Genomic DNA, 15,593 nt, shown 5'->3' with positions numbered 1-15,593 from the left:
GAGATTCGTTTTCAATTACGTTCATTTCCTCTTTTGAAATTACCTGTAATTTTAGCCATAATCAGTTGTTTTTCTTTATCGTTATTTGCATGATTTATTTTGTTTAAAAATTTTTCAGCGTCATTTCCTTTTAAAATCATAATTTGTTTTCCGTAATATTCAATTAAAACTATGTTATTCTTTGTTATCCGATAATGAAACATTCTATCATCTAAACGATTGCGTCTATCGGTATTTTTCATATTACATCTCCATTCTGTATGATGTGTAACAAATGTTACATAAGAAATTGAAATTATAGTCAGGTGCATCCGATTGTATGCTGGATATTTTTTAAGAAAGAAATACAATAGAGAGTAGTTGAATGTGATAAAAAGGAATCTAATTTAAATAAAGAGAATAGCAAGTAATATTATAAAATATCTGAAAATTAAAAGATATAGAATAGAATGGATGCACGTTAAGTGAAACTAGAAAAAGAGGGTTCCTATTATGTTAAAGAAATGGTTAATCGTTTTCTTTATTTTTGCTGTTTTTTGTGGGAGTGTCGTTGCACTAATACATGCAAAGAAAGATAAAAAATATGATATAAAGGCATTTTCGAATATAATTGATAAGCAAAAGGACGAGCAGCAAGAAGTTAGTATAAACGAGAAAAAACGCTATGAAAGTGCAGCGGGAAAACTAGATCAATATTTAAAAGATAAAGGGTTTAATGGGAGTGTTCTAGTAGCTAGCAAAGGTCATGTGATTTTACGAAAAGGTTACGGCTATGCGAATGTGAAAGATAAAATGTTAACAACGCCAAGAACGAAGTATCGTATCGGTTCCATTACGAAAACAGTCGTTGCGATATCTATTATGCAACTAAGAGAAAAAGGGAAATTAAATATTGAAGACAATGTCAATAAGTATATTCCATCGTTTCCGGCAGATAAAAACATTACGTTACGAAATTTGTTAACACATACGTCCGGGTTACCAGAACAGGGGCAAGGGAATGTTGATGCAGCGTCACGTTTAAAGTTAGTAACGTGGATTGGTGCGCAAACGTTACAATTTCCTGCAGGGACAGGATGGAAATATACAGATTATAATTATATGGTGTTAGCGTATATTGTCGAAAAGCTTACGAATAAACCGCTTGCTGAATATGTGAAAGAAAATATTTTTAATCCTGTTGGAATGCATGAATCTGGAATGGGGGCAACTCTTCCAGAAGATATTTTCCTAGCGGAAGGCTATACGAAAAAAGATAATGAATTAATAGATGCGCCTCGCTTAAAAATGAACTGGCTATATGGTTGTGGTGAAATGTATACGACTGTTGAAGATATGAAAAAATTAGATGAGGCTATTATGGATGGGAAATTGCTTTCTAAGCAAGGCTTATCTGATATGTTTACTGTATCACCTGCAAGAAAATATGGATTTAGTTTCTATATTTACCCAGACTATTATCATAATCATGGGGTATTAGCTGGTTGGAACACATTTAATAATTTTAACTGGGATAAACGAACGTTTGTTATATTATTCTCTAACGTACAGAATGGTATGAATGATACGTTTAATCAAGAGTTTAGAAAAATGGCGAATGATTTAATAGAAGAAAAATAAATGTTTAAAAATCGGTATTGATATGAAATGATCAATACCGATTTTTTTTATTTAATAATGTTTTATTTAGTGAACAAGCAAGTATGAGAAGGGAGTAAGATTAGAATAAATTTATGAAGGAAGTTAAAAAATAGTAATGTTAAATAGAGGGGGTTACTTTGTGAATGCCCTCTATTTTTATTGGAATTTTACGATTATCACGTGGGAGGATAATTGGTAATTTTTGCATCGATGAAAAAGCTTGAGCTTCACACTATGTGAAGCTTTACATTATTGAAGACAAGAACAGGAGGGGCAGAAAATGAAAAAAGTAGTGAAGTTTTGTTTGATAGCTACATTAGCTACAACGGTTATAAGTGGATGTTCTTATGAAGGTGGAAATGAAAATGCAAAAGGGAAAGAGAATGAGAAGGTAGAGGTACAGAAAAAGATTGGAAAATACACGATGCCGGATGAAACAGATAAACATGAAGGTACATGGCTACAATGGCCACATGAATACACATATGGTCAAGAGTATCAACAAGAAGTTGAACCTATTTGGGTTAAGATGGCAAGTGCTTTAACTACGGGTGAAAAAGTCCACATTGTTGCATATGACCAGGAAGAAAAAGAGAGAATCAATAAGCTTTTAACAGATGAAGGGCTAAATATGGAGAAGATTGATTTCTTTATAGCACCTACGGATGATGTATGGGCAAGAGATAGTGGACCAATTTTTGTTTATGACAATGATAAAAATCTAAAAATATTAGATCCAGCATTTAATGGTTGGGGGAATAAAACACCTTACAAAAATGATGCTCGTATTCGTGAGAACGTTAGTAAGCAATTAGGGATTGAAAGAATTGATTGGGGGAAATTTGTCCTTGAAGGTGGCGCAATTGAATTAGATAGCAATGGGACTGCTTTATTAACTCGAAGTGCTGTAACGAATAAAAATAGAAATCCTGATTTATCGGAAAAGGAAATTGAAAAATATATAAGTGACCTTGGGGTGTCAAACTTTATTTGGTTAGATGGAGTACCTAATTTAGATATTACGGACTTTCATATTGATGGATTTGCTAAATTCCATAATAAATCTACTATTATAACGATGAAAGAAGACGACCTAGCCGAATGGGGTTTGTCTAACAAAGATATGGATACATTGTTAGATGCAAAAAATGCTTCAGGAAAGAAGTATAAGTATGAATACTTACCACTTAGTAAAGACAAGGTTGCTTTAGAAAATGGGAAAACTCTTGATTATAAGGGATCATATCTCAATTATTATATTGGGAATAAAGTGGTATTGGTGCCTAATTATAATGATCCAAATGATAAAATCGCAAACGACGCGATTCAGAAGTTATACCCAGATCGTAAAGTAGTAGGTATTGATGTGAGAGAGCTTTATAAAAATGGCGGTATGATTCATTGTGTGACACAACAACAACCAATTCAATTGAAATAATCGTTTGGAGTTTCGTTATACTGCTGTATAGACAAAATAGATGAAATACTATCTTTACCTATTTTGTCATGCTTTATTATTCGTAAAAATAAAACGTTTTAATATAATGATAATCGGAGTATAGTGTATTGTCGCTTTTCGTTTTATCCCGCTATTTGCGGGTAGTAAGACTCTCACCTTAAAACTCGACTCGAAAAAAGAAGTTAGGTGGGAGTCGGGCTGTCCATAAACGCCCGATTAGTGTGGGCTAATAATCAGTAGGGGGTGAACAAACCCCCTATTGATTAAAGTTTCACTTTATATGGAAAAGGAGAAAATGTTTGTGTTAAAGAACTTAAAAATAGTATTTTCGTTTTTCCCTATCGTTCTACAGTACATTTTAAATGTAGCTTTGATTTGTTTAGGGGTTGTTTTAAGTGTGTTTCTTGTGAAAGAAGTCATTCAATTTATACAAGAACTGAAATTAAATGGTGAGGAATCTAGTTATCATTTGATCGATAGTATCGTCGTATTCTTTTTATATTTTGAATTCATCGTAATGATTATAAAGTATTTTCAAATGAATTTTCATTTTCCATTACGATATTTTATATATATAGGTATAACAGCTATCGTTCGTCTCATTATTATAAATCATGATAGTCCAATAGATATATTGTTATACGCCTGCGCGATTCTTGTATTAATTAGTGCTTTATTCGTTGCGAATTCTAAAATAATGCGTCGTGATTTAGAATAGTAAACATTTGTTGTTTAAATTAAAAAAGTGGTATATCTTTTGGAAAAAAAGGAGTAAGAGTATTGAAAGAAATAATTTTCACCAGTTTCGTAATGATAGGGTTTATGATTTTACTATTTAATTGTATACTTTCGTAATTTTTAAGGATAAAAGATTAAAAAGGAAGAGGCTTTTGTAAATATGGTACATTACAATAATCAAAATAGTTTACATCAAATATTTACATTAAAGGGAACAGTTATAAGAGATATTTTCCCGCAAATTTTATTATATATGTGCATTTCAACAGTAATCACTGTGATTAATTACTATTATGTAGAAATAAAAATTAATCAAACTCCTTGGGTAATTGTTGGAGGAGCTTTAGGTCTACTGTTAGTTTTTCGTACGAACACTGCCTATGATAGGTACTGGGAGGGTAGAAAGTTATTTGGCACGATTAGTGCTTCTACTAGAAATTTAGCAGTTAGTTTTTTATGTCATTGGGAGTCTGAAGAGAAAAAGACGGATCAGGAAAGCTAAAATTTTTACATTTATTAATTGCATTTCCTAAGATAGCGAAAGGGCATTTGAGAGACGATAAAGATCTAACTGAAATAAAAGCATTGCTTAATATTTGTTCTGAGAAGGAAAAGGAAATATTGGCGGAATCTATTCATTTACCAATTAGTATAGTTTTTATGTTAAAAACTATACTATCAAAAGGTTTAAAAACGGGTCGACTTCATCCAAATGTAATAATTAATATGGAGGCTGATTTGAATAATTTGCTTACGGCTGTGGGTGGATGTGATCGTATTAAAACAACGCCTATCCCATTTGCATATTTTACTCATATTAAAATTTTACTGCTCATATTTTGCGGGACTTTACCAATCGGACTTGTTGATAGTCTTGGGTGGTTTACAGTACTTGCAACTACGTTTATAAGTTTTGCATTTATAGGGATTGAAGCAATAGGGGGTGAAATTGAAGATCCATTTGGTCAGGACCCAAACGATCTTCCATTAGAAGGGATTTGTATAGGAGTAGAAACACATGTATTAGATCTATGTAATCAAAACGGTTTGTTCGAAGTAATGGATATGAATCTTGATAAAAAAATCAGCTAATCATTCATTGGGTATGATGATTATATTTTTAATGTTGTCTGAAATGCGGTATTTTCAAATCTTGTCAAGAGTTACTTTACGGCTTAACGACAGCTATATATTTTTTATATAAATATATAATATTTCTCCGTGCTATAATCCATTCATGAAATGTGCACGTTTCAAAAATTGTAATGAAAAGAGGAATGGATTGGGGAATAGTTGGCTGATTGAAATCAGTTATGTAATCATTATTAAAAAGCGAGGTAAATAAAATGGAACAAAAACATAGTGGCATTATTTTTACTGCAATACCAGACGAATCGAATGAATATTATCAACCATTGTATGAAGACATTATTTACTTTAATGAATACTTAAATGAAAAAAAATCATTTACCGATCAACTTATATCTTTATCTGTTGAAGAGCAAGACTTTCATACAAACTTCTTTGAGTATGATGATATTTGGCTAAGAGATGTTGCGCCAGTTATAACGAATCATCTTGTTAAATTTAAATATTACCCAAACTATTTACCAGAGGATCAAGGGCGATATTTAGATCAACAATTTAATAAATGGTTGAAGAAAAATGAATTTGAGTATGTGAAATCACCATTAATATTGGATGGTGGCAATCTTATTTGGAATAAAAAAGATACTGTTATATTAACAGAACGCATATTTGATGACAACGATGATTGGACGGAAGAGGAAATAATTGAGCAATTAGAGTGGGATTTAGATGTAAGCCGGGTTATTATTATTCCTGCTGAAGAAGGAGATGTACTTGCGCACGCGGACGGAATGGTTAAATTTATTGATGAACACACAATGTTTATTAGTGATTTTCTAGGTGATAATGAATTTAGATATCATGTGCAAGAGATTATTCAAGAGCAAATGCCAGAAGCTGAATTTATCGTTGTTCCTTCGTCATATACAGAGAAAGGGCAATATGATCAAGAAATTGCATCGGCAAAAGGTTTATATATAAATATGTTAGAAACATGTGACGCCCTTTATGTTCCTAAGTTTGGATTAGCAAAAGACGGGGAAGTTTTACGATATATTCAACAGCATACGGAAAAACAAGTCATTCAAATTCATGTAGGAGAAATATCGACTATGGGAGGTGCAATGAATTGTTTAACGTGGTATTGTCCGAGTCATTTATTGCCTTCAAAAATGAAAAGATTGAGCAATCAGGGTGAAAGTTCTTCAATTAGAAAAATTTTTGATTGGTTTTAATAAGGTGAAACTTTAATTAGAGGAGGCCATCCCCTCTAATTATTAGCCCATACCAATCGGGATAAATAAGTTTATAAGAAAATGTATTCAAGGGGTATTTATATGTATACAATTACTGAATTTTCACGAATTTGTAAAATGAGTACACGGATGCTAAGGCATTATGACAAAGAAGAGATATTAAAACCAGCATATGTGAATCCGGTAAATGGATATAGATATTATGAACAAGGGCAGCTGGAAGTAGCGTTAAAAATTAAAAAGCTGAGGGAGTACAAGTTTCCTTTACCAAAAATTAAAATCATTCTTCAGTCAGCAGATCAAGATTCGTTTGTTGAACATATGCAATCTCAAATTATGGAGTTATCTCATGAAGTGAAACAAAATTTACAGGTTATTTCAGAAATGAATGAAATAGTAAATATGAATAAAGGTCTAAATATTGCTCGCCATAGAAGTTACGATGTATTAATTGGAATGAGAAATGAAATAACAGTAATTGCTCAAAAGTTACAAATAGATATAGATAATATGGATGATTATTTTTATGACTTATATGAACAAGTACAAAAAAATAGCTTTCAAATAGTCGGTTCTCCATCTACAGTTTTTTATGATGAAGAGTATATTCCAAATTGCAGCCATATAGAATTAAGAATTCCGATTATGGATGAAGATAATAAAGTCGTATTACAAGAGTGCGACATAAAAAGGCTAAAGCAGCATCAAATTGTTACCACTTTGCATTATGGCAGCTATGACTATATAGGTTATGCTTATATGGCGTTAGAAGAGTGGGTTGAAAGGAATGGCTATATACTAGAGAGTCATCCATATGAAGTCTATATAAAGGGACCAGAATGTGATTGTTTAACAGAAGAGTATGTGACACAAATTTGTTTTTTAGTTACGAAAATAGAATGAGAATAAGGATTGACATTAACATTATGTCAATCCTTATTCTATATACGAAAGCAATTTATCCCGCTATTTTTTGGGAGTCAGGCTGTCCGTAAAAGCCTGATGGATGTGGGCTAATAATTAGTTAGGGATGGAGTCCACCACTGATTAAAGTTTCATTTTATCGTAATAAAAAGGAGAAAGAATATGAAAAGAAAAATCATGATTATTTGTTTGATTCTAAGTATGGTATGGATTTCAGCGTGTACGCCTGAAGTAGGAGAAGGTGAGAATGGTAGCTCTGCTCTACCTAGTCAGTTGCCCAAAAATGTAGTGTTTAAAAATGGTACAATTTACACTTCTAATGAAAAGCAAGAAATGGCAGAAGCTATAGAGATTAAAGATGGGAAAATTACTTTTGTCGGTTCAAATAAGGATGTAGAAAAATTGATTAATAAAGATACGAAAGTGATAAATCTACAAGGACGTCAACTTCTTCCTGGTTTTGTGGATAATCATAATCATATTTTTGAAGCGAAATCACCAGCAGCAGGGAATTGTAGTGTCTCACCAGATGCTGCGTTGCAAGAACAACGCTCGTATTTAAAGGCTTGTAAAAAAGATGTGAAAGATGGGGAATGGATAAGTGGAACAGGATTTAGTTTGGAAGAGCTGTTAAAAAATATGGATGAAAAGTCAGAACAACAAACACCATTACAAGTTCTTGATGAGCTATTTCCTAATAACCCAGTATTAATTATGGAAAGAACCTCTCATTCTGTATGGGTTAACTCGAAAGCATTGGAGTTGGCTGGGATAAATAAAGATACGAAAGATCCACAAGGTGGAAGAATTATTCGGGATCCAGAAACAGGAGAACCGTTTGGTATTCTTTATGATACAGCTGGAGATATCGTAATGGAAAAAGCATGGAATGCCCAACCGAATTTGTTCGAAAAAAATTATGAAGGTTTGCTGGACGGCTTAGATGAAGTTGCGAAGAATGGTATTACTACAGTGGGGGATGGACGTCTCTATTGGAAACGAGGCTGGTTAGATGTTTGGAATAAAGTAAATGATGAGAAAAAATTAACGTCACGAGTAGTACTTCGTCCGTGGGTGTATCCGAACTTAAATGAAGCAGAACAAATCGAGTATTTCCAAAAGATTAAGCGAGATGATTTGTCGTCACGCATGCTTATTAATCAAGTGAAGATGTATAGTGATGGAATTAGTATTAACAGTACAGCGAAAACGCTGGAAAAATATAAATTTGAGTGGTTTAAAGGAACCCCGTATGGTTTGAACTATATTCCAGAAGAAAAAATGAAATGGTGGTTAACTGAACTTAATAAACTTGGTTACGGTGCACTTATTCACACAATTGGAGATAGTGGAGTAAGAGAGAGTTTAAATGCAATTGAAGCAGCGAAAAAAGAAGGGGCAAAACAGCCGTATACGCTTACGCACGTGGAAATGGTAGAAGATAGTGATATGAATCGTTTTGCTCATTTAGGAGTTAGCGCTGATTTTCAAGTCGGTCATGATTTTGCGGAAGATCCTAAACAAAGCTGGGCAAGTACGTATTTTACAGACCAGCAAATGAAACGAATTATGCCGTTAGGACAAATTTGGAAAACAGGTGCAAATGTATCACTTAGTAGTGATTGGGATGTAAACGAATTGAATCCACTTGTGACGATTTCGAACGCATTAAGTATTGATGAGAAAGGCTTGTCTAATGTACAGGCTGCTATTGATGCTTATACAATTAAGCCAGCTAAGGCACTAGGACTTGATAAGATTACTGGCTCAATTGAAGTAGGAAAATCGGCTGATATCGTAATACTAAATGAGGATATTACTAAAATGAGTGTCGATAAGATTCCGAGTGTGAAAGTATTAATGACAGTTTTACAAGGAGAAGTAGTGTATCACAAGGGAGAATAAAGAGTAACTTTATGAAGTAGTTACAAGCAAATGAATATATTGCTGTTGACCTTAACACGATGTCAAAGTATAGACTGGACTTACATTTAGAGAAGGGGTGAACATGTATGAGAAATATAGAAAATAGTTTGTTTTATATGCCTGCAGAATGGGAGAAACATGAGGGGACATGGCTCCAATGGCCTCATGATAAAACGCATAGAGGTGAAGGTTACAGAGCTAAGTTAGATGATATTTGGGTAACGATGGCGAAGGAGCTTCATTACGGAGAGAATGTGCATATTGTTGTATATCATGAAGAAGAAAAAACACATGTCCAATCGAAGCTAATTGAAGAGAACGTAAATATGGATAAAATTGATTTTTTAGTTCAAGAAACTGATGATATATGGATAAGAGATAATGGACCGATATTTGTAAAAGATAAGGAAGAAAATCTCTGCTTAACGCACTGGATTTTTAATGGTTGGGGGGATAAATATCCGTATGAAAATGATGCTGTTATTCCGGACGAAATAAGTGAAATGTATAGCATCCCAAAAGTTGCAGCAAGTGTTTGTCTAGAAGGTGGAGGAATAGAGATAAACGGAAACGGGACCTTAATGGCAGCAAAAACTTCTATTATAAATGAAAATCGAAATCCTACACTAAGTCAGGAAGAGATTGAAATGGAGTTAACGAAGTATTTAGGGGTAACGAATTTTATATGGATAACTGGTATTCGCGGTGAAGATAATTATGATGAAGATACGGATTATCATATTGATGGGGCAGCACGTTTTGTAAATGAAAATACGATTCTTTATGAATATGATCCTTTCGGGGAAGGAGAGGCGTACCTTTTGGATGCGCAAGAAAAGCATTATCAAGAATTGCGACAAGCGAGAAATATAGATGGAAGTCCATTTCAACTCATCCCAGTACCAGTAACAAGAAAAGTGGTAAAAGAGGCAGACTGTAAAGGTTCGTATTTGAATTTCTATATTGGAAATGAAGTTGTATTGGTTCCTATATACGGTGATGAACATGATAAGTTAGGACTGCAAATCATTGAAGGGCAGTTTCCAGGAAGAAGAATCGTTGGTATTTATGTAAATGCACTGTATGCGTATGGTGGTATGATTCATTGTGTGACGCAGCAACATTTAGAATAAAGTGATTCGAATGAAAAAAGCATGCAGAGTATATACTCTGCATGCTTTTTTCTATAATGCTGAAAATTCTTCAACAAGTTGAGTGAAGCGATTTAATGCACTTTCAATCGGTTCTGGCGTAGTTAAATCAACACCAGCTTTTTTCAGTAGGTTTAATGGATAGTCAGAACTTCCGCCTTTAAGGAACTCGATATAGTTTTTCTGTGCATTTGGGTCACCGCTTAATAATTTATCCGCAATTTGAATGGCGGAGGCGAATCCAGTTGCGTATTTGTACACGTAAAATGGACGATAGAAATGAGGGATTCTAGACCATCCATATTTTACTTCTTCATCAAATACAAGTGAATCACCGTTATATTCTCTAAATAGCTTTTCATAAATTTCGCTAAAGACTTGGGCGTTTAATGGTTTACCTTGTTCGGCCATTTCATGTGTGATTTTTTCAAATTCTGCAAACATGATTTGTGTAAAGAAAGTACCTTTAAAGCTATCGATAAAGTAGTTAATTAAATGATTACGTACGTTCGTTTCTTTCGCTTCTTTTAATAAGTAGTGAATTAATAACACTTCATTTACTGTAGAGGCGACTTCTGCAACAAAAATGGAATAGTGTGCAGAAATTCTTGGTTGGTATCCGTGTGAATAATGCGTATGCATACCGTGACCACACTCATGAGTAAGTGTGAAAAGGCTATTTAAATCATCGTGATGATTTAAAAGAATGAATGGGTGAACGCCGTATACACCAAAGTTATAAGCGCCAGAACGTTTTCCAGGCGTTTCTCTCACATCTATATATCGTTTATCTTTAAAACCTTTTAATGTTTCAATATACTCTTCTCCTAAAGGAGCAAGTGATGCAATCATAGTATCAAACGCTTCGTCATATGGAATGTCTTGTTTTACACCTTGTACTAAATCGACGCTTAAGTCGTATTGTCTTAGTTCGTCTACATTTAATTTTTCTTTACGAATTTCATTGTATGTATGTAATGTTTGAATGTTTTTTTTCGTTGTATCAATTAGGTTTTCATATACCTCTTTCGGAACCATATCGCCAAATAATGATTTCTCTAAAGCTGATGGATATTTTCTTAGCTTTGAAACAGTAACATTATTTTTAATAGCAGAAGATAATGTAGAAGCGATTGAGTTCTTTAACTGAACATACGGTTTGTAATATGCCTTATAAGCTTCTTTACGTTTCTCACGATTCTCATCTTCTATTAACTTCGAATACATTCCACGTGTTAAGTTCACTTTCTTTCCATCATCATTTGTCACTTCACCAAATGATATATCTGCATTATTTAGCATACCAAATGTATGTTGCGGAGAGGAAAGTGCTTCACCCATTTGGGATAAAATTTCTTCTTGATCCTTATTCAATACGTGTTTTTTATAACGGTATAATTCAAATAAGTCTTCTTTATAGTATAGTAACCCTTCCGTTTCTACTATGTAAGAGTGTAAAGTGTTTTCTTCTACGCTAAGTAAGAATGGGGAGAAGAATGATTTCGCTGCGCTTACCTTTACATGTAATTGTGATACTTTATCGACAAGGGATTGGGCGTCAGTATCGCGTGTATCAAGATCAGATTGTAATCGCGCATAAGCGAACATTAAAGATAATATGCTAGATATTTCTTCACTCTTTGTTAAATAAGCTAATAAACGATTGCCATCGTGAATATCTCCATTAAATTCTTTTAGTTCAATTGTTAACATTTCTATTTTTTTATAATCATTTTCCCAATCATCAATCGTATCGTAAATATCTGTTAACTTCCATTTTTCATTATCGGGTACTTGTAATCGATCTTTAAGTTCTGTCATAATCATTTCCTTTCTAAACGTGTAGTCATATTCCTATATAACTATGAAATACAACAAATTGCAAAAAATCCCTGCTGAAAATTGAAAAGCCTTGCTGTAAATAGCAAGGCTTAAACAGTTATAGTGTAATTCCGAACTTCGAATGTAAAAGGTTTATATATTGCTCGTCTGTAACTTCTTCTTTAGATTTTGTACCGTCCTTTGTTATTGTAAGACGATCTTTTGTTAAAGAAACGTGTCCGTCATGTGTAAGTTTTACAATAAGAGGTACTTTGTTAAATGGTGAGCCCTCATGTTCAACGATGATTTTTTGTGCTGTATTCGCTTTCGTTTCATCCACTTCTTCTATATAAAATGCATAGCCTAATGTCCAATCATCAGCAGAAGATTGATCCAGAAACTCATTGTTTTTACGCATTTCTAAAATGTAATTTCCTTTTTCAGTTGTTTCTTTGCGAATACGATAATCTCCTGTTACTGAGTGAACGACTTCACCTGAGAAAGGAACAGGTGCAAGAGGTAAGTATGATCCGAACCCCACTTCAATTAAATAAAGTTCATGATGATGTTTTAAAACAGTTGCGATATGTCCGGAATCGACAGCCCATATAGAGTTTGCAGCATTGTAAACTGTTCCTGAAACTAAATAAACATCCAATCCAAAGTCTTTAAGAAAGTAATACATAGTAGGATTTAGTTCATAACAAAGACCGCCACGGTTGTTTACTAAAATTTTTTCTTTTAAATTCTCTTTTGATATTTCTTTAAAGTTATTTTCGAGAACATTTAAATTTTCAAATGGAACAGTTTGCGCCATTCCATACATAAGTTGAGATAAATCTTCAAATGATATGGTTTCTTTTTCTTCTATATGTAAACGTGCGAAAAATTGTTTTTGAAAGTCTGTCATAGAAATCCCTCCGTCATACTTTTATAGATAAATTGTATACAATTTTGAATACGATGTGAATTTTAAACTATGTGGGGGTACTTGTGGAATAGTTAAATTCATATTTTGAAAAATAATGGGAGAGATTAAAAGATTGTTACTTTACTAACTGTAGAACGAATATTATAATAATTTTAATGAATTATGCAAACGTTTTCTTGAAGGGGATGGTGTAAATATGTTGAAAAGGATTACGGTAGTCTGTTTATTATTTATTTTGCTTTTTCCTAATATATATGGGAGGAATAAGGCAGAAGCAGCAACGATAAATAATGGAACATTAATGCAGTATTTTGAGTGGTACGTTCCGAATGATGGGAATCATTGGAATCGTTTGCGTTCTGATGCTGAAAGTTTAGCTCATAAGGGAATCACATCTGTATGGATACCACCTGCATATAAAGGGACTTCGCAAAATGATGTAGGGTATGGGGCCTATGATTTATATGATTTAGGGGAGTTCAATCAAAAAGGAACGGTGCGGACGAAATATGGGACAAAGGCACAGTTGAAATCTGCAATTGACGCTTTACATAAACAAAACATCGACGTATATGGTGATGTAGTTATGAATCATAAAGGTGGGGCTGATTATACTGAAACCGTAACAGCTGTTGAGGTAGACCGTAACAATCGAAATATTGAAGTATCAGGTGATTATGAAATTAGTGCATGGACGGGTTTTAACTTTCCGGGGCGCAGAGATGCTTATTCTAATTTCAAATGGAAATGGTATCATTTTGACGGAACGGATTGGGATGAAGGAAGGAAATTAAATCGAATTTATAAATTTAGGGGTATAGGTAAAGCATGGGACTGGGAAGTGTCTAGCGAAAATGGAAACTATGATTATTTGATGTATGCAGATCTTGATTTTGATCATCCAGATGTTGCGAATGAGATGAAAAATTGGGGGAAGTGGTATGCGAATGAATTAAATTTAGATGGATTTCGTTTAGATGCTGTTAAACATATTGATCATGAATATTTACGCGATTGGGTAAATAATGTCAGGCAGCAAACGGGGAAAGAAATGTTTACGGTGGCTGAATATTGGCAAAATGATATCCAGACTTTAAACAATTATTTGGCAAAAGTCAATTATAATCAATCTGTATTTGATGCACCGCTTCATTATAATTTTCATTATGCTTCAGCAGGAAATGGGAATTATGATATGAGAAATATTTTAAATGGAACAGTAATGAAAAATCACCCTGCACTCGCAGTTACTCTCGTTGAGAATCATGATTCTCAACCTGGGCAGTCATTGGAATCTGTAGTAAGTCCGTGGTTTAAGCCGCTGGCATATGCATTTATTTTAACTCGTGCAGAGGGCTATCCTTCAGTTTTCTATGGTGATTACTATGGGACAAGCGGAAATAGTAGTTATGAAATTCCAGCGTTAAAAGATAAAATTGATCCAATTTTGACGGCACGAAAAAACTTTGCATATGGTACGCAGCGTGATTATTTAGACCATCCAGATGTGATTGGCTGGACAAGAGAAGGCGATAGTGTACATGCTAAGTCTGGTTTAGCGACATTAATCTCCGATGGACCAGGAGGATCAAAGTGGATGGATGTTGGAAAGAATAACGCTGGGGAAGTATGGTACGATATTACGGGTAATCAAACAAATACTGTAACAATTAATAAAGATGGATGGGGGCAATTCCATGTAAGTGGAGGCTCTGTTTCCATATATGTTCAACAGTAAATTGGTGATAAAAAAGAAGAGGTAGACTGAAATATAAGTTACCTCTTCTTTTTACATTGTTATCATGCTTGAATCTTTATTTTGATAAACGAATTAGTCGACCTTTAAAACAACAAGAGATGCATTGGAATAAATAATGTCACCTATGGCTTCTCTTATTCGTACTCGAAGGACATCTCCTTGGTTTAAAGGTAATAGATCAGTTCTAGCGGATGTAGCTCTTACCCCGGAACCACCACCAACTCGTGTTTCAATGGCGAATTGAATGAAATCATTTATTGTAAGGTTTAATATACTAGACGAAATAGCTTGTATCACAAATACAATTGAAAAGGATACAGAGTACACACCAGTGGTATCAATTGTAATGGAGTTGTCTACTGGGGTTAGAGTAGTTCCACTAACAGGTCCTGGAATTGTCAAATTAACATTTGTATTAACTACTGCTGCAAATCCGATTCCTACTTCAGAAGTTATTGTTCCAAATACGGGGAGAATTCCTAAACCGGTTGCTCCAGTGGGACCGGTTATTCCGATTCCAGTAGGTCCTGTAGCGCCGGTAAGACCAGTTATTCCAATTCCAGTAGGTCCTGTAGCGCCAGTAGGACCAGTTATTCCAATTCCAGTAGGTCCTGTAGCGCCGGTAGGACCAGTTATTCCAATTCCGGCAAAACCTGTAGCGCCGGTAGGTCCTGTGATTCCAGTAGGTCCGGTAGGGAATGTAAATGGTGGAATGGATGGTAGAGTGGGGCCAATTAAATTTGGTTCAAGAGAAAGTCCATGTAAAATAATATCTTCTTCGCTCATATAATAACCTCCTATGATTACTTGTCATAATTATTAAATGTATTAGGTTAAGTAAATGACATTTACAATAGCGAAGGCGCTTATTTAATTTTTTCGCAGTGAAATTAAAGTG

The 15,593-nt window shown here is 34.0% G+C and carries 12 protein-coding genes and 1 pseudogene; 9 read left to right on the top strand and 4 right to left on the bottom strand.

Features of this window, described 5'->3' with window-relative positions; all coding sequences use genetic code 11:
* Positions 1-11: 11 nt before the first annotated feature.
* A complete protein-coding gene (locus tag JDS95_RS01585; RefSeq protein ID WP_000798812.1) occupies positions 12-242 on the bottom strand; it encodes a hypothetical protein in 231 nt (76 codons plus the stop codon).
* A gap of 250 nt (positions 243-492) precedes the next feature.
* On the opposite strand from JDS95_RS01585, the gene JDS95_RS01580 reads away from it, so the two are divergent.
* From JDS95_RS01580 to JDS95_RS01545, 8 genes and pseudogenes are all read left to right on the top strand, one after another.
* Complete coding sequence (locus JDS95_RS01580) at positions 493-1,620, top strand: serine hydrolase domain-containing protein (protein ID WP_085450436.1); 1,128 nt, start codon at positions 493-495, stop codon at positions 1,618-1,620.
* Positions 1,621-1,921: 301 nt separating this feature from the next.
* Positions 1,922-3,079 (top strand): agmatine deiminase family protein, encoded by a 1,158-nt coding sequence (locus JDS95_RS01575; RefSeq protein ID WP_144467316.1) that lies wholly within the window; start codon positions 1,922-1,924, stop codon positions 3,077-3,079.
* 322 nt (positions 3,080-3,401) lie between these two features.
* Positions 3,402-3,818 (top strand): phosphate-starvation-inducible protein PsiE, encoded by a 417-nt coding sequence (gene psiE, locus JDS95_RS01570; RefSeq protein ID WP_000916785.1) that lies wholly within the window; start codon positions 3,402-3,404, stop codon positions 3,816-3,818.
* A gap of 180 nt (positions 3,819-3,998) precedes the next feature.
* A pseudogene (locus JDS95_RS01565) lies at positions 3,999-4,930 on the top strand (bestrophin family protein).
* A 254-nt stretch (positions 4,931-5,184) separates the two neighbouring features.
* Entirely contained in the window at positions 5,185-6,162 is a 978-nt protein-coding gene (locus tag JDS95_RS01560) for an agmatine deiminase family protein (protein WP_000435609.1), read from the top strand.
* Between the two features lie 102 nt (positions 6,163-6,264).
* Entirely contained in the window at positions 6,265-7,086 is an 822-nt protein-coding gene (locus JDS95_RS01555; protein WP_199690185.1) for a MerR family transcriptional regulator, read from the top strand.
* 183 nt (positions 7,087-7,269) lie between these two features.
* On the top strand, positions 7,270-9,012 hold the full coding sequence (locus tag JDS95_RS01550; protein ID WP_000823349.1) for an amidohydrolase: 1,743 nt from the start codon (positions 7,270-7,272) through the stop codon (positions 9,010-9,012).
* Between the two features lie 107 nt (positions 9,013-9,119).
* Entirely contained in the window at positions 9,120-10,166 is a 1,047-nt protein-coding gene (locus tag JDS95_RS01545; RefSeq protein ID WP_001244199.1) for an agmatine deiminase family protein, read from the top strand.
* Positions 10,167-10,217: 51 nt separating this feature from the next.
* Here JDS95_RS01545 and pepF read toward each other — a convergent pair whose 3' ends face one another.
* Both pepF and JDS95_RS01535 read right to left on the bottom strand, forming a co-directional pair.
* A complete protein-coding gene (gene pepF / locus JDS95_RS01540) occupies positions 10,218-12,005 on the bottom strand; it encodes an oligoendopeptidase F (protein WP_085450434.1) in 1,788 nt (595 codons plus the stop codon).
* Between the two features lie 118 nt (positions 12,006-12,123).
* Entirely contained in the window at positions 12,124-12,915 is a 792-nt protein-coding gene (locus JDS95_RS01535; RefSeq protein WP_000129200.1) for an arylamine N-acetyltransferase family protein, read from the bottom strand.
* 217 nt (positions 12,916-13,132) lie between these two features.
* Between JDS95_RS01535 and amyS the strand changes: the two genes are divergently transcribed.
* The gene (gene amyS / locus JDS95_RS01530; RefSeq protein WP_000919647.1) at positions 13,133-14,674 is read left to right on the top strand and encodes an alpha-amylase; all 1,542 of its coding nucleotides are present in this window, start codon (positions 13,133-13,135) and stop codon (positions 14,672-14,674) included.
* A 93-nt stretch (positions 14,675-14,767) separates the two neighbouring features.
* Here the strand turns inward: amyS and JDS95_RS01525 are convergent, their stop codons facing one another.
* Positions 14,768-15,481 carry a collagen-like triple helix repeat-containing protein gene (locus JDS95_RS01525; RefSeq protein ID WP_001287948.1) on the bottom strand — a complete coding sequence of 238 codons (714 nt, stop codon included), beginning with the start codon at positions 15,479-15,481 and terminating at the stop codon, positions 14,768-14,770.
* Between the last annotated feature and the right edge of the window lie 112 nt (positions 15,482-15,593).

It is taken from the genome of Bacillus cereus group sp. N24, from assembly GCF_016483345.1.
In the GTDB taxonomy this organism is placed as follows: domain Bacteria; phylum Bacillota; class Bacilli; order Bacillales; family Bacillaceae_G; genus Bacillus_A; species Bacillus_A toyonensis.
Note: the sequence above shows the minus strand (reverse complement) of the source record. Positions and strands in the feature narration are given on the sequence as shown.